The 26110-nt window shown below is 66.8% G+C and carries 27 protein-coding genes; 19 read left to right on the forward strand and 8 right to left on the reverse strand.

Annotation, left to right across the window (positions count from 1 at the left end):
* Positions 1-10 precede the first annotated feature (10 nt).
* Genes HV766_RS20770 through HV766_RS20780 form a run of 3 tightly spaced genes read left to right on the forward strand, consistent with a single transcriptional unit; the run spans position 11 to position 2416 of the window.
* Positions 11-979, forward strand: coding sequence for a branched-chain amino acid ABC transporter permease (locus HV766_RS20770; protein WP_054458968.1), 969 nt, complete (start codon positions 11-13; stop codon positions 977-979).
* Positions 972-1724, forward strand: coding sequence for an ABC transporter ATP-binding protein (locus HV766_RS20775; RefSeq protein WP_054458966.1), 753 nt, complete (start codon positions 972-974; stop codon positions 1722-1724). Before HV766_RS20770 ends, HV766_RS20775 begins: the two co-directional genes overlap by 8 nt.
* The gene (locus HV766_RS20780; protein WP_175181760.1) at positions 1724-2416 is read left to right on the forward strand and encodes an ABC transporter ATP-binding protein; all 693 of its coding nucleotides are present in this window, start codon (positions 1724-1726) and stop codon (positions 2414-2416) included. Before HV766_RS20775 ends, HV766_RS20780 begins: the two co-directional genes overlap by 1 nt.
* Here HV766_RS20780 and HV766_RS20785 read toward each other — a convergent pair.
* The 6 genes from HV766_RS20785 to HV766_RS20810 form a co-directional block, all read right to left on the reverse strand.
* On the reverse strand, positions 2413-2775 hold the full coding sequence (locus HV766_RS20785; protein WP_175181761.1) for a glyoxalase superfamily protein: 363 nt from the start codon (positions 2773-2775) through the stop codon (positions 2413-2415). The genes HV766_RS20780 and HV766_RS20785 overlap by 4 nt on opposite strands.
* A 461-nt stretch (positions 2776-3236) precedes the next feature.
* Complete coding sequence (locus HV766_RS20790; protein WP_175181762.1) at positions 3237-4253, reverse strand: Bug family tripartite tricarboxylate transporter substrate binding protein; 1017 nt, start codon at positions 4251-4253, stop codon at positions 3237-3239.
* A gap of 166 nt (positions 4254-4419) precedes the next feature.
* Positions 4420-5160 (reverse strand): amino acid ABC transporter ATP-binding protein, encoded by a 741-nt coding sequence (locus tag HV766_RS20795; protein ID WP_042795434.1) that lies wholly within the window; start codon positions 5158-5160, stop codon positions 4420-4422.
* 60 nt (positions 5161-5220) lie between these two features.
* Positions 5221-6321, reverse strand: coding sequence for an amino acid ABC transporter permease (locus HV766_RS20800; RefSeq protein ID WP_054458957.1), 1101 nt, complete (start codon positions 6319-6321; stop codon positions 5221-5223).
* 1 nt (position 6322) lies between these two features.
* Positions 6323-7513 (reverse strand): amino acid ABC transporter permease, encoded by a 1191-nt coding sequence (locus tag HV766_RS20805; protein WP_054458955.1) that lies wholly within the window; start codon positions 7511-7513, stop codon positions 6323-6325.
* A gap of 130 nt (positions 7514-7643) precedes the next feature.
* Positions 7644-8660: an amino acid ABC transporter substrate-binding protein gene (locus tag HV766_RS20810; RefSeq protein ID WP_054458953.1), complete on the reverse strand. Its 1017-nt coding sequence runs from the start codon at positions 8658-8660 to the stop codon at positions 7644-7646.
* A gap of 291 nt (positions 8661-8951) precedes the next feature.
* Here HV766_RS20810 and HV766_RS20815 point away from each other — a divergent pair, with 291 nt between their 5' ends.
* The 6 genes from HV766_RS20815 (at position 8952) to HV766_RS20840 (ending at position 14244) form a co-directional block, all read left to right on the forward strand.
* Positions 8952-9710: a cell division ATP-binding protein FtsE gene (locus HV766_RS20815; RefSeq protein WP_054458951.1), complete on the forward strand. Its 759-nt coding sequence runs from the start codon at positions 8952-8954 to the stop codon at positions 9708-9710.
* Positions 9707-10615 carry a cell division protein FtsX gene (locus tag HV766_RS20820; protein ID WP_175163493.1) on the forward strand — a complete coding sequence of 303 codons (909 nt, stop codon included), beginning with the start codon at positions 9707-9709 and terminating at the stop codon, positions 10613-10615. The genes HV766_RS20815 and HV766_RS20820 overlap by 4 nt, the downstream gene beginning before the upstream one ends.
* A 287-nt stretch (positions 10616-10902) precedes the next feature.
* Positions 10903-11649 carry a chemoreceptor glutamine deamidase CheD gene (cheD, locus tag HV766_RS20825; RefSeq protein ID WP_054458947.1) on the forward strand — a complete coding sequence of 249 codons (747 nt, stop codon included), beginning with the start codon at positions 10903-10905 and terminating at the stop codon, positions 11647-11649.
* A 26-nt stretch (positions 11650-11675) separates the two neighbouring features.
* On the forward strand, positions 11676-12227 hold the full coding sequence (thpR, locus tag HV766_RS20830; RefSeq protein ID WP_225590533.1) for an RNA 2',3'-cyclic phosphodiesterase: 552 nt from the start codon (positions 11676-11678) through the stop codon (positions 12225-12227).
* Positions 12228-12274: 47 nt separating this feature from the next.
* A complete protein-coding gene (locus HV766_RS20835; RefSeq protein ID WP_054458946.1) occupies positions 12275-12835 on the forward strand; it encodes a 5'-3'-deoxyribonucleotidase in 561 nt (186 codons plus the stop codon).
* Positions 12836-12906: 71 nt separating this feature from the next.
* Entirely contained in the window at positions 12907-14244 is a 1338-nt protein-coding gene (locus HV766_RS20840) for an NAD(P)H-dependent oxidoreductase (RefSeq protein WP_054458944.1), read from the forward strand.
* Positions 14245-14277: 33 nt separating this feature from the next.
* On the opposite strand, the gene HV766_RS20845 is transcribed toward HV766_RS20840, so the two are convergent.
* Both HV766_RS20845 and HV766_RS20850 read right to left on the reverse strand, forming a co-directional pair.
* Entirely contained in the window at positions 14278-15024 is a 747-nt protein-coding gene (locus tag HV766_RS20845) for a FadR/GntR family transcriptional regulator (RefSeq protein WP_054458942.1), read from the reverse strand.
* A gap of 107 nt (positions 15025-15131) precedes the next feature.
* On the reverse strand, positions 15132-15869 hold the full coding sequence (locus HV766_RS20850; protein WP_013396517.1) for an SDR family NAD(P)-dependent oxidoreductase: 738 nt from the start codon (positions 15867-15869) through the stop codon (positions 15132-15134).
* A gap of 240 nt (positions 15870-16109) precedes the next feature.
* Here HV766_RS20850 and HV766_RS20855 point away from each other — a divergent pair, with 240 nt between their 5' ends.
* The 10 genes from HV766_RS20855 to HV766_RS20900 all read left to right on the forward strand — a co-directional run.
* Positions 16110-16928 carry a shikimate dehydrogenase family protein gene (locus tag HV766_RS20855; protein WP_175163495.1) on the forward strand — a complete coding sequence of 273 codons (819 nt, stop codon included), beginning with the start codon at positions 16110-16112 and terminating at the stop codon, positions 16926-16928.
* A 42-nt stretch (positions 16929-16970) separates the two neighbouring features.
* Entirely contained in the window at positions 16971-18206 is a 1236-nt protein-coding gene (locus HV766_RS20860; protein WP_054458939.1) for a branched-chain amino acid ABC transporter substrate-binding protein, read from the forward strand.
* Positions 18207-18373: 167 nt separating this feature from the next.
* On the forward strand, positions 18374-19315 hold the full coding sequence (locus tag HV766_RS20865; protein ID WP_175181763.1) for a branched-chain amino acid ABC transporter permease: 942 nt from the start codon (positions 18374-18376) through the stop codon (positions 19313-19315).
* Entirely contained in the window at positions 19312-20580 is a 1269-nt protein-coding gene (locus HV766_RS20870; protein ID WP_175181764.1) for a branched-chain amino acid ABC transporter permease, read from the forward strand. Before HV766_RS20865 ends, HV766_RS20870 begins: the two co-directional genes overlap by 4 nt.
* The gene (locus HV766_RS20875) at positions 20577-21329 is read left to right on the forward strand and encodes an ABC transporter ATP-binding protein (RefSeq protein WP_054458933.1); all 753 of its coding nucleotides are present in this window, start codon (positions 20577-20579) and stop codon (positions 21327-21329) included. The genes HV766_RS20870 and HV766_RS20875 overlap by 4 nt, the downstream gene beginning before the upstream one ends.
* Entirely contained in the window at positions 21326-22045 is a 720-nt protein-coding gene (locus tag HV766_RS20880) for an ABC transporter ATP-binding protein (protein ID WP_054458931.1), read from the forward strand. The genes HV766_RS20875 and HV766_RS20880 overlap by 4 nt, the downstream gene beginning before the upstream one ends.
* A gap of 34 nt (positions 22046-22079) precedes the next feature.
* Positions 22080-22868, forward strand: coding sequence for an SDR family NAD(P)-dependent oxidoreductase (locus HV766_RS20885; RefSeq protein WP_054458930.1), 789 nt, complete (start codon positions 22080-22082; stop codon positions 22866-22868).
* Positions 22869-22906: 38 nt separating this feature from the next.
* Positions 22907-25090 carry an alpha-ketoacid dehydrogenase subunit alpha/beta gene (locus HV766_RS20890; protein WP_054458928.1) on the forward strand — a complete coding sequence of 728 codons (2184 nt, stop codon included), beginning with the start codon at positions 22907-22909 and terminating at the stop codon, positions 25088-25090.
* On the forward strand, positions 25087-25578 hold the full coding sequence (locus HV766_RS20895) for a VOC family protein (RefSeq protein WP_119450281.1): 492 nt from the start codon (positions 25087-25089) through the stop codon (positions 25576-25578). Before HV766_RS20890 ends, HV766_RS20895 begins: the two co-directional genes overlap by 4 nt.
* A 10-nt stretch (positions 25579-25588) precedes the next feature.
* Positions 25589-26110, forward strand: a 522-nt coding sequence (locus tag HV766_RS20900; RefSeq protein ID WP_175181765.1) for a biotin/lipoyl-containing protein, incomplete at its 3' end; no start/stop codon positions are given.

Here is a 26110-nt window from a genome sequence, read left to right on the forward strand (position 1 = left end):
AACGATACCCATGACCAGAAAAACCATCGTCAACACGATAGGACTGCTGCTGTTCGTGCTGGTGCCGGCCATCGCGTCGGCCACGGGCGAGAGCTTCCTGATCAACCTGATGACCCGCTTTCTCATCTACGCCATCGCCGCCGTCAGCCTGGACCTGATCCTGGGCTACGGCGCCATGGTCAGCTTCGGCCATGCCGCCTTCTTCGGGCTGGGCGGCTATGTGATCGGCATCGCGGGCTTTCACCTGAGTCAGGGCGACACACTGTTCGGCTGGAGCGGCAGCAACGCGGCGCTGGTGATGTGGCCGCTGGCCATCGCTGCCGCCGCTCTCGCCGGCCTGGTGGTCGGCTTTCTGTCGCTGCGGACCTCGGGCGTGCAGTTCATCATGATCACGCTGGCCTTTGGACAGATGCTGTACTTCATCCTGGTCGGCCTGATGGTCTACGGCGGCGACGATGGCCTGTCCATCGACACGCGCAACACCCTGCCCGGCCTGGACATGAACAACCCCACCGCCTTCTATTACGTCTGCCTGGCGCTCATGACGGCATGGATCCTGGCCTGCCGCCGCATCGTCAATTCGCCCTTCGGCATGGCGCTGCAAAGCATCAAGCAGAATCCGCGCCGCAGTATCGGACTGGGCCTGGCACCGCTGCGCTACCGGCTCACCGCCTTCGTGCTGTCGGCCGCGGGCACCGGGCTGGCGGGCGCCCTGTGGGCCAACTACGCGCTCTTCGTCAGCCCCGACATGTCGTCCTGGCAGAAGTCCGGCGAACTCATGGCCATGGTGATCCTGGGCGGCATGGGGTCCATCTTTGGCCCCGTACTGGGCGTGGCCGTGTACCTGGGCCTGGAACAGGTCGCCACCGCCTGGACCGAACACTGGATGCTGATCCTGGGGCCTGTGCTGGTGCTGGTGGTGCTGTTCGGCAAGCGCGGCGTCTATGGCTGGCTGGTGGGAGGCAAGCACCATGACTGATCATCCCAAGCTGGAAATCCGCGACCTGCAGAAATCCTTCGGCGCCGTGCGCGCGACCCAAGGCGTCAACCTGCAGGTCCGGCCCGGCGAACTGCATGCGCTCATCGGCCCCAACGGCGCGGGCAAGACCACGCTGCTGTCGCAGATCAGCGGCGAGATCCTGCCGGACTCGGGCGACATCCTGCTGGATGGCCGCGACATCACCCGCATGCCCGCCCACAAGCGGCCCGCGGCCGGGCTGGCGCGTTCGTTCCAGATCAGCCAGCTCTACCCCGCCTTCAGCGCCGAGGACAACGTCGCCATGGCGGTGCAGGCGCACAGCCCCGGCGGCTTCAACCTGTGGAAGAACGCCCGCCGCCTGCCGCAACTGCGCCAACCCGCCAGAGAGGCGCTGGAACGCGTCGGCCTGAGCGGCCGCGCCCACGTACGGGTTTCGGAACTGGCCCACGGCGAAAAGCGCCAGCTGGAACTGGCGATGGCCTTGTCGCTGGATGCCTCGCTGTTGCTGCTGGACGAGCCCATGGCCGGCATGGGCGCCGAGGAATCCCAACGCATGACCGCCCTGCTGCAGGAGCTGAAGGGCCGCTACGCCATCCTGCTGGTCGAACACGACATGGACGCCGTCTTCGCCCTGGCCGACCGGATCACCGTGCTGGTCTACGGCAAGACCATCTTTACAGGCACGCCGGACGAGGTGCGCCACCATCCCGACGTGCGCGCCGCCTATCTGGGCGAGGAGGACTGATGCTGCAACTCAAGCAACTGCAGGCCGGCTACGGCGCGAGCAAAGTGCTGTTCGGCGTGGACCTGGACATCGCCGCGCGCCAGGTCGTATCCCTGATCGGCCGCAACGGCATGGGCAAGACCACCACCGTCAAGACCATCATGGGCATGCTGCCCGCCCAGGGCGGCAGCATCCTGCTCGACGACCAACCCATCGCGGGCCAGGCCCCGCACCGCATCGCCCAGCTGGGCATCGGCCTGGTACCCGAAGGCCGCCGCGTCTTCGGCTCGCTGTCGGTGGAAGAAAACCTGATCGCCACCGCCCGCAACACCCGCGCCGGCTGGCACGTCGGCCGCGTCTTCGACCTGTTCCCGCGCCTGAAGGAGCGCCGCGCCCAATCCGCCCGCACGCTGTCCGGCGGCGAACAACAAATGCTCGCCGTCGGCCGCGCCCTCCTCATCAACCCGCGCCTGCTCATCCTGGACGAAGCCACCGAAGGCCTGGCGCCGCTGATCCGCCACGAAATCTGGAACTGCCTGCGCCGCCTGAAGGAAGAAGGCCAGACCATCCTGGTGATAGACAAGAACCTGAAGGAAATGGCGACGCTCGTCGACCGCCACCACGTCCTGGAAAAGGGCCGCGTGGTCTGGCAAGGCAGCCCCGCGGAGCTCGCCGCGCAGCCCGAACTCGCGCAGCGCTACCTGGGCGTCTAGTCGGACGATTCGCAAAAACTCAGCCGATTCCCGAACGGATCGATGACCGCCATCACCCGCCCCCACGGCATCTCTTCCACGCCCGGCCGCATATAGCCATAGCCCTTGACGTTCACCTCGGCCTGGAACTCGTCCACGCCCCGCATCCGCACGAACACCGCGGATCCGGGCGTGGCATCGCCGTGGTGTTCGCTCAGGTGCAGCGTCAGGTCGCCGCGATGCACTTGCGCATACAGCGGCATGCCCGGCTCGAAGCGATGCTCCCAGTCCCATTCGAACCCGAGAAAATCCAGATAGAACTCGCGCGCCTTTTCGACGGAGAAAATACGCAAGATGGGAATGGCAGCTTGCAGATGCATGACGGCCCCAGATCAATAAGCAAGGACGCTCAGCATAGACCACGAACCGCACTGCAAGGCGCGGAGCGCAAGGCGCAAGACGCAAGACGCAAGCACACACCATCCCGACGCAAGACACCGCGTAAGCCCCAAAAGGCCGCCCGCGCGGCCGGCCTGGGGCGGGCCCCGCAAGACACGCCACCAAACACAGATGTCGGCAAGAACCAGAAGAACGCCAATCGCCCCAGCTGACGTCAAGTTTCAACCGCCAGAGCCCGTCGCGTCGGCGGCCCGCGGTGTGCGGGGCGTCGATAAGCCCGAGGGAATCTGAAGGAACCGCCGCAGGCGGTGACGAAGATGACGAAGGGGGGGGCCGCCGAGGCAAGTCCGGAGCGAACGCTCCGGACCGCAATCGCAGCCCCGCACACCGCGGGCCGCCGACGCGACGGGCGTCTAAAGAACCACCCGGCGCTAAACAAACATCAATTCAAACTAGCACCCGAGATCTTCACAATCTCCTGATACTTCGCCTTCTCGCTCTTGACGAACTCAGCAAACGCCTCAGGCGTCATCGGCGCAGCCTCAGACCCCATCGTCAACAAGCGCTGCTTCACATCCGCCTGCTGCATAGCATCGGCATAAGCCTTGTTCAGCTTAGCCACCACCGGCGCCGGCGTGCCGCCCGTCGTGAACACCCCGAACCAGGTCCCCAGGTCAAAGCCCTTGATCCCCGACTCTTCCACCGTAGGCACATCCGCCAGCAGCGAAGAACGCTTGGCAGTCGTCACGGCCAATGCCTTGACCTTGCCGTCCTTGATCAGCGGCGCCGAAGCCGCCAGGTTGTCGAACATGAAATCCGACTGTCCCGACAGCAGCGCCAACTGCGCAGGCGCCGCGCCCTGGTAAGGAATGTGCTCGACATTGATCCCCGCGCGCGCCTTCAGCAGCTCGCCCGACAGATGGCCCGCGCTGCCGTTGCCGCCCGAACCGTAGTTCAGCTTGCCCGGATTCTTCTTGGCATAGTCGATCAGATCGGCCAGCTTCTCGATCTTGTTCTTCTGCGCGAACTCGACGTTCATCACCAGCACATTGGGCACCGAGGCCACGATGGTCACCGGCGCGAAGTCCTTCACCGGGTCATACGGCAGATTGGCGAACAGCCAGGGATTGATGGCGTGGGTCGCGACCGCGCCCATCACCAGCGTGTAGCCGTCGGCCGGCGCCTTGGCCACTAGGTCGGCGCCGATGTTGCCGCCCGCGCCCGAACGGTTCTCCACGATGACCGGTTGGCCCAGCGAGCCGCGCACCTTCTCGGCCAGCATGCGGGCCATGGTGTCCAGCGGGCCGCCAGGCGGGTAAGGCACGACGAAGCGCAGCGGCTTGGTCGGGAAATCGGTGGCCTGGGCCAGCGCCGGGGCGCCGAAAGGCAGGGTGGCGGCCAGCGCCACGGCGCCTTGCAACAGGGCGCGGCGCACAGCGCTGCGGGGGGTCTGCGTCATGATGTTGTTCTCCTCGCTTCGGATCAATAGCGGTCAGTAGCATACCGCAGCGAGGAATAAGGCGTAACAAAGAGATACCAGCAGAACCCCTGGCTGTTCACGCCGCTGCCCCGTCACGGCAACCCGCCGCCCCAAGAAAAAACCGCCCGAAGGCGGTTTTGAAGCATCAGTGCAGGATCTGGCTCAAGAAGAGCTTGGTCCGGTCGTTCTGCGGATTGTCGAAGAACTCGTCCGGGCTGTTCTGCTCGATGATCTCGCCGCGGTCCATGAAGATCACGCGGTTGGCGACCTTGCGCGCGAAGCCCATTTCGTGGGTCACGCAGATCATGGTCATACCGCTTTCCTGCGCCAGGTTGACCATCACGTCCAGCACCTCCTTGACCATTTCCGGGTCCAGCGCCGAGGTCGGCTCATCGAACAGCATGATCTTGGGGCTCATGCACAGCGAACGCGCGATCGCCACACGCTGCTGCTGGCCGCCCGAGAGCTGGCCAGGGAATTTCTTGGCCTGGTCCGGAATGCGCACGCGCTCCAGGTACTTCATGGCCGTGGCCTCGGCTTCCGCGCGCGGCTTCTTCAGCACCCACATGGGCCCCAGCGTCAGGTTTTCCAGCACGGTCAGGTGCGGGAACAGGTTGAAGTGCTGGAACACCATGCCGACGTCCTTGCGGATGGTCTCGATGTGCTTGAGATCGTTGGTGAGCTCCGTGCCGTCCACGATGATGTGGCCCTTCTGGTGCTCTTCCAGGCGGTTGATGCAGCGGATCATGGTGGACTTGCCCGAGCCCGACGGCCCGCACACCACGATGCGCTCACCCGGCGCGACGTCCAGGTTGATGTTGCGCAGCACGTGGAACTGGCCGTACCACTTGTTCACGTCCTGCAATTTGATGATGGCATCAGACATGCCTGTACTCCCGTAAGTATCGCGGTGCGCGTCCGCCCGGGGCGGACGCGCTGCAAAGTTCTAGCGTGCGTGTCCCGTGGCCAGGCGTTTTTCCAGCGCCTGGCTGTACTTGGACATGGAGAAGCAGAAGACGAAGTAGATGAGCGAAATGAACAGGTACGCCTCCACCCCGAATCCGCGCCATGCCGCGTCGGACAAGGCCGCCTTGGCCGCCAGCGTCAGGTCGAAGATGCCGATGATCACCACCAGCGAGGTGTCCTTGAACAGCGCGATGAAAATGCTGACCAGCGGCGGGATCACGATCTTCAGCGCCTGCGGCAGGATGATCTTGCGCATCTGCTGCCAGTAGTTCAGGCCCAGCGAATCCGCGCCCTCGTACTGGCCCTTGGGAATCGCCTGCAAGCCGCCGCGCACCGTTTCGGCGATGTACGCCGCCGCGAACATGATGATCGCGATCTGCGCGCGCAGCAGCTTGTCGATGGAGAAGCCTTCGGGCAGGAACAGCGGCAGCATCACCGAGGACATGAACAGCAGGCTGATCAGCGGCACGCCGCGGATCAGCTCGATGTACACGACGCACAGCGCCTTGATGGCAGGCATCTTGGAGCGCCGGCCCAGGGCCAGCAGCACGCCGATGGGGAAGGCGAAGGCGATGCCGAACGTGGACAGGATCAGCGTCAGCGGCAGGCCGCCCCAGCGCGCGTTTTCCACGTAGGTCAGGCCGAACACGCCGCCCCACATCAGGAGCGCCACGGCCGTCAGGCCCACGGTCCAGATGACGGCGAGCTTCCAGTTCCAGAAGCGGCGGATGCCGCTGCAGACGATCACGGCCACCAGGATGATGGTTGCGATCAGCGGACGCCATTGCTCGTCGTAGGGATAGGTGCCGAACAGGATCAGCCGGTGCTTCTCGATGATGAACGCCCAGCAGGCGCCCCCGGAAGCGCGGCACTCCTGCGCGTTGGCCGCGGAGAAGTTCGCCTTGATGAAGGCCCATTCCACCAGCGCAGGCACTGCCATCAGCAGGAACCACGCCAGCAGCACCGTGATGAGGATATTCAGCGGCGAGGAGAACAGGCGCGACTTGATCCAGGCCCAGGCGCCCACCTGGGTGCTGGGCGGCGGCAGGCCTTCGGCGGGGATATGCGAAGTGCTGCTCATATCAACGCTCCACCAGCGCGATGCGCTTGTTGTACCAGTTCATGAATATCGAGATCGACAGGCTGACCGTGAGGTACGCGGCCATGATGATGAGGATGCCCTCGATGGCCTGGCCGGTCTGGTTCAGCGTGGTGTTCACCACCGACACGATGTCGGGGTAGCCGATGGCCACCGCGAGCGAACTGTTCTTGGTCAGGTTCAGGTACTGGCTGGTCATCGGCGGGATGATCACGCGCAGCGCCTGCGGCAGCACCACCAGGCGCAGCACCTGCTTGCGGCGCAGGCCCAGCGAGCCGGCAGCTTCCCATTGCCCGTTGTTGACCGCCTGGATGCCCGAACGCACGACCTCGGCAATGAAGGCCGAGGTGTAGATCACCAGGCCCGCCATCAGGGCGGCGAATTCCGGCGACAAGGTCAGGCCGCCCGAGAAGTTGAAGCCCTTGAGCTCCGGCATGTCCAGGGTCAGCGAAGCGCCGCTGACCAGCCAGCCGATGATGGGAAAGCCGATGAGCAGGCCGATGGCGGCGCGGCCCAGCGGGAACACGCGGCCGGTGGCCTCCTGGCGCTTCTTGCCCCAGTGGCCCAGCAGGATGATCGCCACGATGGCCAGGCCCAGTCCGGCCAGCATCCAGTCCAGCGAATTGCCTTCCAGCCCCGGCACCTTCAAGCCACGGTTGGAGATGAAGACGCCGGGCAGCGGATTGTGCGCCTGGCGCGGACCGGGCATGTTTTCCGTGATCAGCGCGTACCAGAAGAACAGCTGCAGCAGCAGCGGCACGTTGCGCATTATCTCGACATAGACCGAGGTGATCTTGGCGACCAGCCAGTTCTTGGACAGGCGGCCGATGCCGATGAGCGTACCGAGGATGGTCGCCAGCACGATGCCGATGACGGCTACGCGCAGCGTGTTGAGCAGGCCCACCAGGATGGCGCGGCCGTAGGTGTCCGCAGGGGTATAGGCGATGGGCGTTTCGCCGATCGCGAAGCCGGCCTCGCGGTCCAGGAAGCCGAAGCCCGTGGCGATGTTGCGCACGGACAGGTTGTGCAGGGTGTTTGAAACCAGGAACCACACGGCCCAGGCCACCGCGGCCAGCGCCAGGACTTGATAGACCACGGAGCGCACCCCGGGATCGTTCCAGTTCAGACGCCGGGGAGGTGCCGATGCAGGCGCGCTTTTATTGGGAGTATTCATGAGTAAATCTACAGAAGTCGGACACCGGGCGGCGAAGCCGGTAGGGCCGCGCCACCCACTCCTGCCACCCGCCCGAGGGCGGGAGAGGAAAAACGGAGCGCCGGGCTCCGTTTTTCCAGGCAGCCGTGTGTTAGCGCACCGGCCAGCCGTACATCAAGCCACCATTCTTGTAGGAAGCGTTCAAGCCGCGCTCCAGCTTCATCGCGCTGCTCTTGCCCAGCGTGCTTTCGAAGCTTTCGCCGTAGTTGCCCACGTTCTTGATGATGTTGTAGGCCCACTTGTCATCCACGCCCAGGTTCTTGCCCATGCCCGGGGTCACGCCCAGGATGCGCTGGATGTTGGGGTTGGGGCTCTTGGCCATTTCCGCGACGTTGGCCTTGGTGATGCCGTATTCCTCGGCTTCGAGCATGGCGTTGAGCGACCAGCGCACGATGTTGAACCATTGCTCGTCGCCCTGGCGGACCATGGGGCCCAGCGGCTCCTTGGAGAAGTCTTCCGGCAGGATCACGTACTTGTCCGGATTCTCGAGCGTGGTGCGGGTGGAAGCCAGTTGCGACTTGTCGGTGGTGAAGGCGTCGCAGCGGCCGGCCGAGAAGGCGCGGATGATTTCGTCGTACTTGTCGATCACGACCGGCTTGAATTCGATCTTCTGGCCGCGGAACCAGTCAGCCAGGTTCAGTTCGGTGGTGGTGCCGGGCTGCACGCAGATGGTGGCGCCGTTGAGTTCCTTGGCGCTCTTGACGTTCAGGTCCTTGGAGACCATGACGCCCTGGCTGTCGTAGTAGTTCACGCCCACGCCGATCAGGCCCAGCGTGGTGTCGCGCGTCAGCGTGACGGTGGTGTTGCGGGTGAGGACGTCGACTTCGCCGGACTGCAGCGCGGTGAAGCGTTGCTGCGTGTTCAGCGGGGTGAACTTGACCTTGGTGGCGTCGCCGAACATGGTCGAGGCGATGGCGCGGCACAGGTCCACGTCGATGCCCTTGTATTCGCCCTTGCTGTCAGCGATGGAGAACCCCGGGATGCCCGTCGAAACCCCGCACTGGACAAACCCTTTTTTCTTGACGTTATCGAAGGTTGCGCCCGCATTGGCAGCCGCGGATGCAGCGAACAAAGCGGCGCCGATCGCAGCGAGTTTCAGTACTTTCATCGTGTTCTCCGTGTGGGATAAAGCGAAGTCGCAACGCAGGCCGGGTTGGGCCGACGTATGGGGCGGATGGTAGCGTCCGCGCCGCTCGCGGCGCATCCGGGAATTCCCTTGAAATATAGGGACACTGGGTGAAATGAAACGCTGTTTCCTGTCGAAAATGGGGGCACTGTTTGCGCCAGGACAAACGCGCCCGGACGCCTTGCGCGCAAATATTTGTCCGCGCATCGTCCAGGCGGTTTAGGCCACCTTAGTGTCCCCGAGTTACTATTGCGGCTTCATCTGACAGCCGCCATGATCGAATTCCAGCACGTATTCAAATCATATGGTCGCGGCCGCAATATCCTGGCCGACATCAACTTCCGCGTGAGCGCGGGAGAGTTCGTTTTCGTATCCGGGCCGTCCGGCGCGGGCAAGTCCACCTTGCTCAAGCTGATCGGCGGACTGGAGCCCGCCAGCCGGGGGTCGATCCAGGTCAACGGCCAGCGGCTGGACAAGCTGCCCGCCCGCGCCCGGCCGTACCTGCGCCGCGCCGTGGGCGTGATCCTGCAGGACACGCACCTGCTGTTCGATCGCAGCGCGTTCGAAAATGTCATGCTGCCGCTGGCGGTCACGGGCCACGCCTGGGACTCGGCCGCGGCGCGCGCCCGCGCCGCCCTGGACAAGGTGGGGCTGTCCGGCAAGGAAGACCTGAATCCGATCGAACTGTCCGGCGGCGAACAGCAGCGCCTGGCGATCGCGCGGGCCATCGTGAACCGGCCCGCCATCCTGATCGCCGACGAACCCACCGCCAACCTCGACCACGACAACGCGCAGCGCATCATGAATGTGTTCCGCGACTTCAACCGCGTCGGCGTGACCACGCTGATCGCCTCGCACGACCAGGACCTCATGGCGCGCTACGCCACCCGCACCTTGCGCATCGACCCGGGCAAGTTCGCCGACTCCCAGGGTTCCGCAACGCCGCAGCCTGAGGCCGGCGCGGGACAATCCGGTATCGGGCAGCAGCCGGGCGCCGCGTCCGGCCGCGCCTACCCGGGAGAGTCCGCATGAACGCCTGGCTGCGGCAACACCGCTACGCGCTGCTGGTCACCCTGCGCCGGCTGGTCAAGCAACCGTTCTCCTCCCTGGCCAACCTGCTGGTCATGGCCCTGGCGCTGGCCCTGCCACTGTTGGGCAGTGCCATCCTCGTCTCGGTCCAGCCGGTGGCGCGCCAGATGTCGGTCACCCCCGAAGTCACCGTCTTCATGCGCGTGGACGCCCCCTCGGGCGCCGCCGCGGACGTGGCCAAACGGATCCAGGACGAATTCAAGGACGACGTCCGCGCCGTGCGCGTGGTGGGCCGCGAGGACGCCTTGGCGGATCTGCGCGCCAACCCGGCCTGGCAGCAGGCGCTGGCCGTGCTGCCGGGCAACCCCCTGCCGGACGCAGTGGTGGTGACGCTGGCCGATGGCGACAACCTCGCCGGCCGGGCAGACAAGCTGGCCGCCTCCTGGAAACAATGGAACCACGTCGACCTGGTGCAGCTGGACAGCGCCTGGGTGCAGCGCCTGGAGGCGATCCTGCGCTTTGCCCGCATCGGCCTGGCCTTCCTGGCCGCCTGCGTGGCGGTGGTGGTGCTGGCGACGGTCTTCAATACCGTGCGCATGCAGGCGCTGTCGCAACGCGAGGAAATCGGCGTGGCGCGGCTGGTGGGCGCCACCGAATCCTTCGTGCGCCGCCCCTTCCTCTACCTGGGCGCGCTATCGGGCGCGGTGGCCTCGCTTCTGGCCATCGGCGTGGCGGCGGTCGCGCTGTCGCCACTGAACGACGCCCTGGTGGGGCTGGCCCGCAGCTACGGGGCCGAATTCGCCCTGCACCTTCCGGGCCCGTCCGTGCTGATCGGCGCGGTGGTGGCTTCGGCCGCCCTGGGCGCCCTGTCGGCCCGCTGGTCGGTCACCCGCAGCACGCGCTTCTGACGCGCAGCGCCTAAAGCTCCGTATAAAGCCCCTTCTTCCCCGTGATCCGGGGAACGACTTCCGCCCGCCTGTGTAGGATGCTTGCATGCCTGCCTGCGGGCGTCTTCGGCTTTGGGTCGGGCTGCAAAAACAGGACACATTACTGCGCCCGTTACATAGCAATTCACCCGCTGGAAGTTTGAGTATGCAAGAATAAAGCGACATTTTCTTACATACTTTGATACATTTCTGTTCTCGAGCTGCCACCTTCGTGTCCCAATCGTTGTACTTGCCCTTAATCGAGTCCCATGGCCGCCCGTCTTGAAGCCCGTGCGACGCGCCACTATTTCGACAGCGCGTTCCAGTGTCAGGCGGTGAAAGTACTGCCCAACGAGTACTACGTCACCAACGAAGACCTGATGATCTCGACCGTCCTGGGGTCTTGCGTCGCCGCCTGTATCCACGACCCGATCACGGGCGTGGGCGGCATGAACCATTTCATGTTGCCTGAGGGCGACATGCAGTCGCCCGCCTCGGCCACCATGCGCTATGGCGCCTTCGCCATGGAAGTGCTGATCAACGAATTGCTGAAGGCCGGCGCGGCGCGCGACCGGCTTGAAGCCAAGGTATTCGGCGGCGGCGCCGTGCTGTCCGCCATGCAGCAGATGAACATCGGCGAACGCAACGGCCAGTTCGTGCTGAACTATCTCAGAACCGAAGGCATCCCCGTCAAGGCGCAAGACCTGGGCGACGTGCACGCGCGCCGCATCAACTACTTCCCGCGCGACGGCCGGGTGATGGTCCGCAAGATGGCGCCGCATCATCAGCGCGCCGAGGAAATCATCGCCAAGCGCGAACAGGCGGCCGCCCAGAGCGTGCAGGCCAAGACCGAAACCCCGCAGCGCGTCGAGCGCTTCACCCGTCCCGGCGTGGAGCGTTTCGACCGCCCGGCCCGCCCAGGCGTGGAACGCTTCGACCGTCCAGCCCGCCCAGGCGTGGAACGTTTCGACACCGCCCTGACCCGCCGGCGCCGCACCGAAACCACAAGCGACTGAAGGGCCGCGCACGCGCATTGCGCCGCATGCGCCCCTACAATCAGCGCATGTCCACCGTCCGCCTGTTCTACGCCTTGTGGCCCGCCCCCTCGCTGGCCGCCCAGCTCGCGACCTGGGCAGAGCAGGCTCGACCCAGCTGCGGCGGGCGCGCCATGCGCACGGAAACCCTGCACCTGACCCTGGCCTTCCTTGGGCCGGTGGACGCGGCGCTCGCCGATGAGCTGGCCGCGGCGACACCTGAACGCCGCCTCGCCCCCGAGGACATCATGCTGGACCGCTACGGCGTCTTCGGTCGCCAGCGCATCCTGTGGGCCGGTCCCGGCGACACGCCCGAAGGCCTGCAGGCCGCCCACGATGATCTGTGGCTATGGCTGTCGGGTTTTGGCCTGGCCGCGCCGCCGCAGCCCTTCCGCCCGCACGTCACCCTGCTGCGCAACATCGAGCACTCCAGTCCGCCAGCCGAAGCGCCCGCCCCCCTGCCCTGGCGCTACGACCGCATGGTGCTGGTCGCCTCCGAATCGCAATCGGGCGGCAGCCGCTACCGCATCGTGGCGCAGTCCCGGCCGCAAGACTCCTGACGTTCCGCTCTGGCACAATCAGCCGGTTGCCATCACCCGGGACCGCCATGATCATCCTGCTGGACCAAGACGGCGTGCTCGCCGATTTCGAACACGCCTTCATCGACGCCTGGCGCGCGCGCCATCCGGACATCCCGCCGGTGGCGTTCGAGGACCGCAAGTCTTTCTACATCCGCCAGGATTACGCCCCCGAGCTGCGCGGCATGGCCGAGGCCATCTACACGGCGCCCGGCTTCATCCGCGACCTGCCGCCGGTGCCCGGCGCGCTGGACGCCATAAAGGAACTGCTGGCGCTGGGCATGGACGTGCGCATCTGCTCCTCGCCCCTGTCGCAGTTCGAGAACTGCGTGGCGGAGAAGTACCTGTGGGTGGAAAAACACCTGGGCCGCGAAGCGACCAACCGGCTGATCCTGACCAAGGACAAGACCCTGGTGCACGGCCACCTGCTGATCGACGACAAGCCCCTGATCGAAGGCGCGGTCAAGCCGCGCTGGAAGCACATCCTGTTCGACGCCCCCTACAACCGCGAGGTGTCGGACCGCCCCCGCATCAGCTGGCAGAACTGGCGCAACGTGCTGGCCGGAGAGCTGTATACGGCAGACGAGTGAGTCCTGTTCAGTAGCCGCGATTTGGGACTATTCTGTGTTGCAGTACCCCCCACCCCGGAGGAGCCCGCGCCATGAATCTGTACCGCCTGCTGAAGCAGCGAGAAGCCGATCACAAGCCCCTGCGTGTTGCCTTGCTGGGCGCCGGAAAGTTCGGCGCGATGTTCATGAGCCAAGCCCCCCGCACGCCGGGAATGAGGCTGGTCGCCGTGGCCGATCTGGCGCCCGACCGGGCCCGCGCGGCGCTAACCCGGGTGGGCTGGCCCGCCAGCGCGCTCAACGCCAGCAGCACCAATGATGCGCTGAAGAACGGCAAGGTCTACTTCAGCGACGATCCCCACGCCGTGATCGCCAGTCCCGATGTCGATATCGTCATCGACGCCACCGGCCAGGCCGCCGCCGGCATCAGCCACGTGCTGGCCTGCTGCGAATACGGCAAGCACATCATCATGGTCAACGTCGAGGCCGACGCGCTGGCCGGCCCCCTGCTGGCGCGGCGCGCGCGCGAGGCCGGCATCGTCTATTCGCTGGCCTACGGCGACCAGCCGGCCCTGATCTGCGAAATGGTGGACTGGGCCCGCGCCAGCGGCTTCGAGGTCATGGCCGCGGGCAAGGGCACCAAGTATCTGCCGGAATTCCATACCTCCACGCCGGACACCGTCTGGCCCTATTACGGCTTCACCGCCGAGATGGTAGCGGCGGGCGACTTCAACGCGCAGATGTTCAACAGTTTCCTGGACGGCACCAAGAGCGCGATCGAAATGGCCGCGGTGTCCAACGCCACGGGCTTGCTGCCCTCGCCATCCGGCCTGCACTTCCCGCCCTGCGGCGTGGACGATCTGGCGCGCGTGCTGCGGCCGCGCGAAAGCGGCGGCATCCTGCACCATCGCGGCCAGGTCGAGGTGATTTCCTCGCTGGAGCGCGACGGCCGCCCGGTGTTCCGCGACCTGCGCTGGGGCGTGTACGTGACCCTGGCCGCCGACAGCGACTACGTGCGCCGCTGCTTCAAGGAATACGGCCTGGTCACGGACCCCAGCGGCAACTACACCGCCATGTACAAACCCTATCACCTGATCGGCCTGGAGCTGGGCATCAGCGTGGCCAGCGTGGGCTTGCGCCGCGAACCCACCGGCGCGCCCGCGGGCTGGCATGGCGACGTCGTCGCCACCGCCAAGCGCGACCTGCCGGCCGGCCAGATCCTGGACGGCGAAGGCGGCTACACGGTGTACGGCCGGCTGATGCCGGCGCGCGATTCGGTGGACGAGGGCTATCTGCCGCTGGGCCTGTCGCACCAGGTCAAGTTGAAGAACCCGGTGCGCCAATCGCAGGCGATCCGCTGGGCCGACGTGGAGTACGACGAAAGGTCCACGGCCGTGCAGTTCCGCCGCGAAATGGAACAGACCTTCGCCTAGGACTTACCCGCGCGGCAGGCAGTCCCCGGCGCCCTAGACCGGCGCCGGCCGCTCCGCCTGGAACAGCCGCAAGCGGTCCGCGGCGTTGCGCAGGTGCTGGTCGGCGGCGCGTCCGGCGGCGTCCGGATCGCCTGCGTCGATGGCCGCGAAGATCGCCTGATGCTCGCTCTGCACCGCGGCCATGCGTTCGGTGTACATGCGCGCCGTATTGTTGCGCGCGCTGCGGATGACCCGGCGCACATTGGCTTCCAGGTAATCGTTCAGGGCTACCAGGTGCGGATTATGGGTCGCCTGCACGATGGCATGGTGGAACTGGTAGTCCTCTTCGTCGCCCAGCTTGTCGTTGAGCAGCGCGTATTCCATGCCCACCAGCGCCTGGCGCATCTTCTTCAGATCCGCGTCGGTGCGGCGCTGCGCAGCGTAGCGCGCGGCGGTGACTTCGATGGACAGCATCAGCTCCAGGATATGTTCCAGTTCCTGGTTGTCGCCCGGCGTGGGCGCGGCGATGCGGAACGCGTTCTTCTGGAAGTTCGGATCGACGAACACTCCGCTGCCTTGCTGCGACGTGATCAGGCCTTCGGACTTCAGGCGCGCCAGCGCTTCGCGCACGACGGCGCGGCTGACCGAATAGGTTTCCGTCAGCTGCTTTTCCGTGGGCAGGCGATCGCCGGGTGCGAGCGTCCCCTGGCGGATCTGCTCCGCCAACGCGTCGCCCAGCGCCGCCGAAAGCGAACTCTTGGGCGCGGCGCGCGGCGGATCCTGTTCTTGGTTGGGCTGCATGGTCGAATGGTGCAAACTTGCGGGCGGCGCGCAGACGCGCCGCCTCTTGTTTATGGGAATGCCTGGCGGACCGGACGCGGCATGGGCAGGCGCGCCATCCTGGGACTTTACGCGATATAGATGCCGCCGTTGACCTGCATGACCTCGCCGGTGACGAAACCGGCCAGCGGCGAGCACAGGAACGCGATGGAGCCGGCGATTTCCTCCGCCGTGCCGTAGCGGCGCAGCGGCGTGCTTTCCAGCAGCTGCGCGCCCTTCTGTCCGATCAGGTCCTGCGTCATGGAAGTGGCGATGATGCCCGGCGCGACCGCGTTCACGCGGATCTGCGGCGCCAGCTCCAGCGCCAGGCTGCGCGTGAAGCTCTGCACCGCGCCCTTGGAAGCCGAATAGGCCGCGTGCGCATAGCTGCCGCGCTGGGCCGCCAGCGAGGTCAGCAACACGATGGAGCCGTCGTGGCGCAAATGGCGCTGGGCGGCGCGGCATACATAGAAGGTGCCGTCCAGGTTCACGCGCATCAGCGTGCGCCAGGCCTCGTCGCTGGTGTCCTTGACCAGTTGCTCCGGATAGATGCCGGCGCAATGCACCAGGTGGTCCAGCCCGCCGAAATGCTTGGCCGCCGCCTCGAACACGCGTTCGCAGTCGGCCGACGCCGACACGTCCAGCGCCCGCGTGTAGACGCGCTGCCCGCTGGGGTCCAGCTCGGCCGCCACCTCTTCCAGGCGCGCGTTATCGATGTCGGTCAGCACCAGCCGCGCGCCATGCGCCGCCATCAGCCGCGCCGTCGCCAGGCCGATGCCATTGCCCGCGCCGGTGATGGCGGCAACCTTTCCTTCGAACGAAATCATTCTGTCTCCTGTAGCACGCTCATACGCGGGCTGAACGCCTTTCCGGCGGTCCCTGGAATTCCGATTGGACTCCCGAAACCGCCGCTTGACACGGGAAAAACGCTTGCCCTATGATTTATCGGACAACTTAATAAAGTTGCCTGACAACTTATTCCGAAAGCGTAAAGCAACTGGCGCTTTCAGGCAAGAGAGTCGGGAACGACACGGCGGCAAGCCGCTACCCAGGCAGGGGACAAACAGGTGGAAATCACCGGCAGCACTACCGTTTTCGCGATCGCGGCGGACCCGATCGCGCACGTCAAGACGCCCCAGCGGCTCAACGCCCTGTTGCGCGAGCGCGGCGTGGACGCGGTCATGGTCCCGTTCCATGTGGCCCCCGACGCCCTGCCCGGCCTGTTCGCGGGCATCCGCGGGCTGGTCAATCTGGGCGGCATCGTGGTGACGGTGCCCCACAAGGAAAATGCCGCCGCCCTGTGCGACGCGCTGACTCCCTCGGCCCAGCTAAGCGGCGCGGTCAACGCGGTGCGCCTGCGCGACGGCGTGCTCACCGGCGGCAACTTCGACGGACTGGGTTTCGTCGCCGGCTTGCGCAGCCAGGGCCATGATCCGGCCGGCCGCCACGTCTACCTGGCCGGCCTGGGCGGCGCGGGCAAGGCCATCGCCTGTGCCGTGGCCGACGCCGGCCCCGCCAGCCTGCGCCTGTACAACCGCAGCGCCGACAAGGCGCTCTCCTTCGCCGCTCATCTGAGCCGCCAATATCCCGGCCTGGCCATCAGCGTGGCCAGCGCCGCGCCCCAGGCTTGCGACATCGCCATCAACGCGACCTCGCTGGGCCTGAACGACACCGATCCCCTGCCCTTCCAGCTGGACGCGCTTGCCGCCGGCACCGTCGTAGCCGACGCCGTCATGAGCCGCGTCGACACACCCCTGCTGCGCGCCGCCGCCGCGCGCGGCTGCCGCACGCATCCGGGCCTGTACATGCTGGAAGGGCAGATTGCCGAAATTGCCCGCTTCCTGGGCATAGAAGAGCCGCGCAAGCCCGCCCGCGCGCTTGCCTGATCAACAGATTCACCACACTCCCGTCCCACGGAGGAGACACGCATGAAATTGGCTTTCACCACTGGCCTGCTGTGCCTGGCCGGCATCGCCGCATCGGCCCAGGCCGCGCCCGTCAAGATCGGCCTGATCGAGACGCTGTCCGGCCCGCAGGCCTCGACCGGCCTGATGTTCCGCGCCGCGGTCAAGTATGAGCTGGACCGCATCAACGCCGCCGGCGGCTGGAACGGCCAGCCGCTGGAACTGGTCGAGTTCGACAACCAGGGCGGCCCGGTGGGCGCGTCCGACCGCTTCCGCGCAGCCGCGGCCGAAGGCGTGCAGATCCTGGTGCAAGGGTCCTCGTCGGCCATTTCGGGCCAGCTGACCGAAGACGTGCGCAAGCACAACCTGCGCAACCCGGGCAAGGAAGTCGTGTTCTTGAACGTGGGCGGCGAGGCGCTGGAACTGACCGGCCAGAAGTGCCACTTCTACCACTTCCGCTTCACCACCAACGCCGACCTGCGCGTGAAGGCGCTGGCCTCGGTCATGTCGGCCGACGGCACGCTGGGCAAGCGCGTGTACGCCATCAACCAGAACTACTCCTGGGGCCAGGACATGGAAGGCGCCACCGAGCGCTTTGCCAAGCAGTATGGCTATGAAGTGGTCGGCAAGACGCTGCACGAAGTCAACAAGATCCAGGACTTCGCCCCCTACGTGGCGCGCATCCGCTCGGCCACGCCCGACACCGTGATCACGGGCAACTGGTCCAACGACCTGCTGCTCTTGATGAAGGCCACGCAGGCCGCCGGCCTGAAGGTCCGTTTCGCCACCGTGTTCCTGGACCAGGTGGGCAACCTGGCCAACGCCGGCGAAGTCGCGCTGGGCCACTACATCGCCCATCCGTACAACATCGAGGCCGCGGGCGAGGAAGGCGCCAAGTTCGCCGAGGACTACAAGGCCAAGACGGGCCACTACCCCAGCTATACCGAGCCGCAGACCGTGATCGGCATCCGCTTCCTGGGCGAAGCGCTCAAGCAGGTGAAGCCGCAGGACGGCAAGCTGTCCGTGCCGCAACTGGCCGGCGCGCTGGAGAAGGTCACCTACACCTCGTCGCTGGGCACCTACACGATGCGCGCGGAAGACCACCAGGTGCAGTTGCCGATGGTGGTGTCCAAGGTCGGCAAGAACGCCAAGTACAAGGCCGACGGCACCGACATGGGCTTCGAGCCGGTCAAGGTGCTGGCCGCGGCCGACGTGTCGGCGCCGCCGCAAGCCACTTGCAAGATGCAGCGGCCGAACTGATGGGTTGCAAGCGCGTCCGTCGCCAGCTTGCGCATGGCGCCACGGACGCGCTTGCCCATCCATTCGTCGCAGATCAATAAGCGCACCCCCGGCGCGGGCCGGAAAAACCCTGGTGCGCATCGCTCGCAAGACGTCCGTCGTCTTAGCGCAAGAATCCTGGAGCGGACATGGAATACTTTACCGTCTCGCTGTTGAACGGCGTGATTTACGGCCTGCTGCTATTCATGGTGTCGGCAGGCCTGACACTGATTTTTGGAATGATGGGCGTGCTCAACTTCGCGCACGCCTCGTTCTACATGATAGGCGCGTATGCCGCCTACACCCTGACGCCCGTCACCGGCTTCTGGACCGCGCTGGTCCTGGCCACCATCATCGCCGGCCTGCTGGGCATGGGCGTGGAGCGCTACTTCCTGCGCCGCGTCCACAAGTTCGGCCATGCGCAGGAACTGCTGGTGACCTTCGGCCTGGCCTTCATCGTGGCGGAGCTGATCAAGCTGTTCTACGGCGACTTTCCGGTCGACTACCGCGTGCCGCAGTTCCTCAACTTCGCGGCCTTCCGCGTGTTCGACGCGGACTACCCCTTCTACCGCCTGCTGATGGGCGGCGTGTCGCTGGCGATGTTCGCCGTGATCTATCTGCTGCTGTCGCGCACCCGCGTCGGCATCGTGGTGCGCTCGGCCATCTACCGCCCGCGCATGGCCGAAGCGCTGGGCCATAACGTGCCGCTGGTGTTCATGAGCGTGTTCGGCGTGGGCGCGGCCATGGCCGGCCTGGCCGGCGCGGTCGCGGGCGCTTTCTACACCACCAATCCGAACATGGCGCTGGAACTGGGCGTGCTGGTGTTCGTGGTGGTCGTGGTGGGCGGCCTGGGCTCGCTCGAAGGCGCGATGATCGCCTCGCTGCTGATCGGTCTGATCAGCTCGTTCTCGGTCGGCATCGACGCCAGCCTGGCGACCCTGTTTGGCCTGTTCGGCGCCGGGAAATGGGCCGAAAGCGTGGGCGGCCTGATGACCGTGAAGATTTCCAGCCTGGCGGCCACCCTGCCCTTCCTGCTGATGCTGGTGGTGCTGCTGATCAAGCCTTCGGGCCTGAAGGGAGAACAGGCATGAGCCAGACCCGCCGTACTTCCGTCCTCCTGCTCCTCGTCCTGTGCGTGGCCGCGCTCTGCGCGCTGCCCTGGCTGCTGCCCCCGGCCCAGCTGGTGGCGGCCGTGCAGATGCTGATCGCCGCGCTGTTCGCCTGCGCCTTCAACCTGCTGGCCGGCCAGGGCGGCATGCTGTCCTTCGGCCACGCCGCCTACTTCGGCGTGGGCACCTTCGCCACCATCCATGCCATGAACGCGCTGGGCGGCGCGGGCCTCTTGCCCACGCCGCTGATGCCGCTGGCAGGCGGCGTGGCCGGCCTGCTGTTCGGCCTGGTCGCGGGCTGGTTCGCCACCATGCGCGCCGGCGTCTATTTCGCCATGATCACGCTGGCGCTGGCCGAGCTGCTGCATGCGCTGGCGCCGCACCTCAAGGGCGTGTTCGGCGGCGAGGCGGGCGTGTCCGCCATGCGCATGCCGGCCTGGGGCTTCACCTTCGGTTCCGACATCGAGGTCTATTTCCTGGTGCTGGCCTGGGTGCTGGTGTCGCTGGCCGCGCTTTACGGCCTGACCCGCACGCCGCTGGGCCGGCTGACGCTGGGCCTGCGCGAAAACGCCAACCGCCTGCGCTACCTGGGCTATCGGCCCCACACGCTCAAGACCCTGGTGTTCGCGCTGTCCGCCATGTTCGCCGGCATTGCCGGCGGCCTGCAGGCGCTGAACATCGAAGCCGGCAACTACGTGCTGTTCGACGTCAAGCTGTCCACCGACGCGGTGCTGTTCGCCTACATCGGCGGCGTCAACGCCTTCCTCGGTCCGGTGCTGGGCGCGTCCATCCTGACCTTCCTGTCGCAGACGCTGGCCGACATCACGCGCTCCTGGCTGCTGTACCAAGGCATCCTGTTCGTGCTGGTGATGCTGTTCGTGCCGGACGGCCTGGTCGGCCTGGTGCAGGGCGCCGCCCGTTCGCTGCGCGAGCGCGGCCTGGGCAACTGGCTGCCGCGCGCCGCGGTCTCGGTGGCAGGCGGCCTGCTGCTGACCTGCGCCACGGTCTTCACGGTGGAGCTGCTGCAACGCATGTTCGCCCGCGACTACCGGTCGCTGCTGGCCATGAATCCCGAGGCCGGCTGGCCCGACATTCCGCTGTTCGGCCACGACTGGGCGCCGCTGGCGCTGTCGACCTGGCTGATTCCGTTGGTGTTGTTCCTGGCAGGCCTCGCTGCCTGCCGCTGGGCGCTGGCCCTGTGGCGCGACGACGAACAAGCCGCTCCCGCGCTGGAGGCTGCACAATGAGCCACGAAATCCTGACCCTGACCGACGTGCGCAAGTCCTTTGGCGACGCGCAGATCATCCGCGGCGTGAACCTGAAGGTCGAGGCCGGCGAACGCCATGCCGTCATCGGCCCGAACGGCGCCGGCAAGTCCACGCTGTTCCACCTGATGTCGGGCTCGTTCGCGCCGACCTCGGGCGACATCAGCCTGCGTGCGCGCTCCATCGGCGGCCTGCCGCCGGAGCGCATCAACCGCCTGGGGTTGGCGCGCTCGTTCCAGATCACCAATGTGTTCCCGCGTCTGTCCGTGCGCGAAAACCTGCGACTGGCGGTGCTGCGCATGCACGGCCTGGTCTACAACTTCTGGCGTCCCATCGCCCGCAACCGCGCCGTCAACGAAGACGTCGACCGCCTGCTGGAGAAAGTGCGCCTGGCCGCCAAGCAGGACACCGCCGCCGGCGACCTGAACTATTCGGAACAGCGTTCGCTGGAAATCGGCATGACGCTGGCCTCGCGCCCCAAGGTCATCCTGCTGGACGAGCCCATGGCGGGCATGTCCCAGCACGAGGTGGACTACACGGTCGAACTGATCAAGGACGTGACCCGCGACTGCACGCTGCTGATCGTGGAGCACGACATGCAGGTGGTGTTCTCGCTGGCCGACCGCATCAGCGTGCTGGTCTACGGCGAGATCCTCGCCACCGGCACGCCGGCCGACATCCGCGGCGACGCCCGCGTGCGCGAAGCCTACCTGGGAGAGGAAACGGTATGACGACGCAATCCCCCTTGCTGAGCCTGCAAGGCGTGCATGCCCACTACGGCAAGAGCCACATCCTGCACGGCATCGACCTGACCGTGGGCCGCGGCGAGGTCGTGAGCCTGCTGGGCCGCAACGGCGCCGGCCGCTCCACCACCATGAAAAGCATCATGGGCCTGGTGGACGTGACCGGCGGCAGCATCGCCATCGAAGGCCGCGACATCACCAACAAACGTCCCTTCGAGATCGCCCGCGCCGGCCTGGGCTTCGTACCGGAAGAGCGCGAGGTATTCGCCAACCTGACCGTGGACGAAAACCTGCGCATGGGCGAACAGCCCAAGCGCGACGACGCGCCCTACTGGTCGACCGAGCAAATGTTCGACTACTTCCCCCGCCTGAAGGAACGCCGCGGCACCAAGGCCGGCAACCTGTCGGGCGGCGAACAGCAGATGCTGACCATGTGCCGTTCACTGTTGGGCAACCCCAAGGTCATGCTGATCGACGAACCCACCGAAGGGCTGGCGCCGAAGATCGTGGAAGTGATCGCCGACGTGATCCGCGACATCCACAAGCGCGGCGTGTCCGTGGTGCTGGTGGAGCAGAAGCTGACCATCGCGCTGAAGGTCTCCACCCGCGTCAGCGTGATGGGCCATGGCCGCATCGTTTTCGAAGGACCGCCCGCGCAGCTGCATGAGCGCCAGGACGTGGTCCAGGAATGGCTGGCGGTCTGAGCGCCGGCATATACATCGCTAAGAGGCAAACATCTTGGACCAAACTCCGGAAGTCATCCATCCCGACCTGCGCGGCCAGAGCGTCGTCATCACCGGCGGCGCCAAGGGCATCGGCCTGGCCACGGCGCAGGCCTTCGTGCGCCAGGGCGCGCGCGTGGCGCTGCTGGACATGGACGCCACGGCGCTGGACGAAGCCGTCGCCGGCCTGACTGCCCTGGGCGGCGAGGCGCTGGCCGTGCAAGCGTCGGTCACCGACGCCGACGCGGTCGAGCAGGCTTTCGCACAGGTCGAAAAGGCCTGGAGCCGCATCGACGTGCTGGTCAACAACGCCGGCGTCTCCGCCAACAAGCCCACGCTGGAAGTCACCGTGGACGAGTGGCGCCGCGCCGTGGACATCAATCTGACCGGCGTGTTCCTGTGCGCCCAGGCCGCCGGCCGCCGCATGGTGCCCGCTGGCGCCGGCAGCATCATCAACCTGGCCTCCATGTACGGCGTGGTGGCGGCGCCCGACCGCGCCGCCTATTGCGCCACCAAGGGCGCGGTGGTGCTGCTGACCGAGACCCTGGCCGTGGAATGGGGCCCCATGGGCGTGCGCGTGAACGCGCTGGCGCCGGGCTACGTGGAAACGGACCTGGTGCGCGACCTGGCCGCGCGCGGCCGGCTCGACCCCGAACGCCTCAAGCAGCGCACGCCGCTGCGCCGCCTGGCGCAACCCGCCGAAATGGCGGACCTGGCGGTGTTCCTGGCCTCGCGCCAGGCCGCCTATGTCAACGGACACACCCTGGTGGCCGACGGCGGCTGGAGCCGCTACAGCTACCTCTAATCGCAAGAACGCATACACACATCTCTGGAGATTCACTCATGGCCACCCACCAACCGCTTGAGTCCCAAGCGCCCTGGCGGCAACTGACGGTAGACGCCAAGGACTGGCAACAGGCGGACCCGGCCCTGCTGGGCACCATGCTGACCCAGCTGCACTGGATCCGCGCCTTTGAAGAAGCCGTGCTCGACCTGGCCGCCGAAGGCCTGGTGCACGGCCCCGCGCACTCGTCCGTGGGCCAGGAAGGCGGCGCGGTCGGTTCCGTGCTGGCGCTGGGCGCCGGCGACCAGATCAACGGTTCGCACCGCGGCCACCACCAGTTCCTGGCCAAGGCGCTGCAGCACGTCGCCCCGCTGGGCCTGGACCCGCTCGATCCGCTCACGCCCGCCATCGATGAAGTCCTGCAGAAGACGCTAGCCGAGATCATGGGCCTGGCCCAGGGTTACTGCCGCGGCCGTGGCGGCAGCATGCACCTGCGCTGGCTCGAAGCCGGCGCGCTGGGCACCAACGCCATCGTCGGCGGCGGCGTGCCGCTGGCCGCCGGCGCGGGCTGGGCGCACAAGCATGCCGGCACCGACCGCGTCGCCGTGACCTACTTCGGCGACGGCGCGGTCAACATTGGCTCGGTGCTGGAAACCATGAACCTGACCGCGGCCTGGAAGACACCGCTGTGCTTCTTCATCGAGAACAACCGCTACGCGGTGTCCACCACGGTCGAAGAGTCCACCGCCGAACCGCGCCTGTCGGCGCGCGGCCTGGCCTTCAACATCCCGTCGTGGAAGGTGGACGGCATGGACCCGCTGGCGGTCCACCTGGCCATGTCCGAAGCCGTGGCGCACATGCGCGCGGGCAACGGCCCCACCATCGTCGAAGTGGACGTGTACCGTTTCTTCCACCAGAACGGCCCGTTCCCCGGCAGCGCCTTCGGCTACCGCAGCAAGGACGAGGAAGCGCAATGGCGCCGCCGCGATCCGCTGGACAAGATCGCCACGGAAATGATCGCCCGCAAGCTGATCACGCAAGCCGAAGTGGATGCCCTGCGTCAGCGCTGCAAGGACGTCATGAAGGACGTTTCCGGCCGCCTGACCGAAGCCGCCGACGGCGGCAAGCGCCGCGTGCGCGCCGACCTCTGGCCCAGCCCGGATTTCCGCGACGTGGGCCTGCGCAGCGACGGCTCGGAACTGGCCGGCCTGCGCTACCAGGAAGCCGCCGACCACGCCGGCCAGTCCGCCGAGCGCAAGTTCGTGGACGCGGTGGCCGACGTGCTGGACCGCCGCATGGAAACCGACCCCGGCGTGGTGGTGCTGGGCGAAGACGTGCACCGCCTGAAGGGCGGCACCAACGGTGCCACGCGCGGCCTGAAGGACAAGTATCCCGACCGCGTACTGGGCACCCCGATCTCCGAGAACGCCTTCGCCGGCCTGGGCGGCGGCCTGGCCATGGACGGCCGCTACCGCCCTATCGTGGAATTCATGTACCCCGACTTCATGTGGGTCGCGGCCGACCAGATCTTCAACCAGATCGGCAAGGCCCGCCACATGTTCGGCGGCGACATCGACGTGCCCTTCGTGCTGCGCACCAAGGTCGCCATGGGCACGGGCTACGGCTCGCAGCACTCGATGGATCCGGCCGGCATCTTCGCCACCGCGCCCGGGTGGCGCGTGGTCGCGCCGTCCACGCCTTACGAGTACGTCGGCCTGATGAACACCGCGCTGGCCTCCAAGGACCCGGTGCTGGTGATCGAGCACGTGGACCTGTACGCCTCCTCGGGCGAGGTGCCCGCGGACGACCTGGACTATGCGATCCCGTTTGGCAAGGCTCGCGTGCGCCGCGAGGGCGGCAAGGTCACCATCCTGACCTATCTGTCCATGGTCAGCCGCGCGCTCAAGGCGGCGGAAGCCGCCGGCGTGGACGCCGAGGTCATCGACCTGCGCACGCTGGACCGCGCCAGCCTGGACTGGGACACCATCGGCGCCAGCATCATGAAGACCAACAACGTGCTGATCGTGGAGCAAGGCGCGCGCGGCACCTCCTACGGCGCCATGTTGGCCGACGAGATCCAGCGCCGCTACTTCGACTGGCTGGACCAGCCAGTCAAGCGCGTGACCGGCGGCGAAGCCTCGCCCAGCATCTCCAAGGTGCTGGAGCGCGCCGCCTTCGCGGACACCGAGGAAGTCATGGCCGGCCTGGCCGACGTGCTGGCCGACCTGGGAGAACAGGCATGAGCGCATCCCTGCACATGACCGTGCCGATGGAAGTCGGCATCTGCTGCGCCGACCTGGACGCGCTGCTGGCCTTCTATACCGGGGTCCTGGGCCTGAAGCTCGTCAACCGCGTGAGCGTGCCGGCAGACAAGGCCCAGGCCACCGGCCTCACGCGCCATGGCTACGACGTGGCGCGCCTGCAGACCAGCTATGGCGAACGCATCAAGCTGCTGCAACCCGCCGCCGCGCCGGAGGCCGCCGCGCGCGGCGCGGCCATCCTGGACCGCCAGGGCGCAACCTACCTGACCTTCATCGTGCGCGACCTGTCCGGCGTGGTGCGCGAACTGGAAGCCCGGGGCGTGGTTTTCGACAGCAAGCCCGCGCCGATGGAAGTGCGCCCCGGCACCTGGCTGGCGTTCTTCCGCGACCCGGAAGGCAATGTGCTGGAACTGGTCGAATACGACGATCCCGCCACCTACCGGCCAGACCTGGCCGGCGCCGCTGAATAGGACGAACATCGTGGCACACCTTATCAAGCTCCCCTCCGTTGCGGCCGACACCTCGGGCGGCACGCTGCACCAGTGGCTCAAGAAAGAAGGCGACACCGTCGCCGTGGGCGACGCACTGGCCGAAATCGAAACCGAGAAGGCCATTGTCGAGATCAATGCCGAGCAGGCCGGCGTGCTGGGCCGTATCGTGGTCCAGGCCGGCGCCGCCTCCGTGCCGGTGAACACCGTGATCGGCGTGCTGCTGGCGCAGGGCGAGGACGCTTCGGCCATCGACCGCGCGCTGGCAGAGGCCGGCGCCGCCGCGCAGCCCGCGGCCGCGCCAACCGCCGAACCCACGCCTGCGGCCGCCGCCCCTGCCACTGCGGCCGCGCCGCAGGCAGCCGCTGCCGCCAGCAACGCCCCGATCCCCGGCGGCCGCTTGTTCGCCAGTCCGCTGGCGCGCCGCCTGGCCGCGCAATGGCATGTGGATCTGCTGGGCGTGACCGGCACCGGCCCGCACGGCCGCATCGTGCGCCGCGACGTGGAAGCGGCG

Origin of the sequence: Achromobacter aegrifaciens (genome assembly GCF_902859735.1) — a bacterium.
Lineage (GTDB): Bacteria > Pseudomonadota > Gammaproteobacteria > Burkholderiales > Burkholderiaceae_B > Achromobacter > Achromobacter aegrifaciens.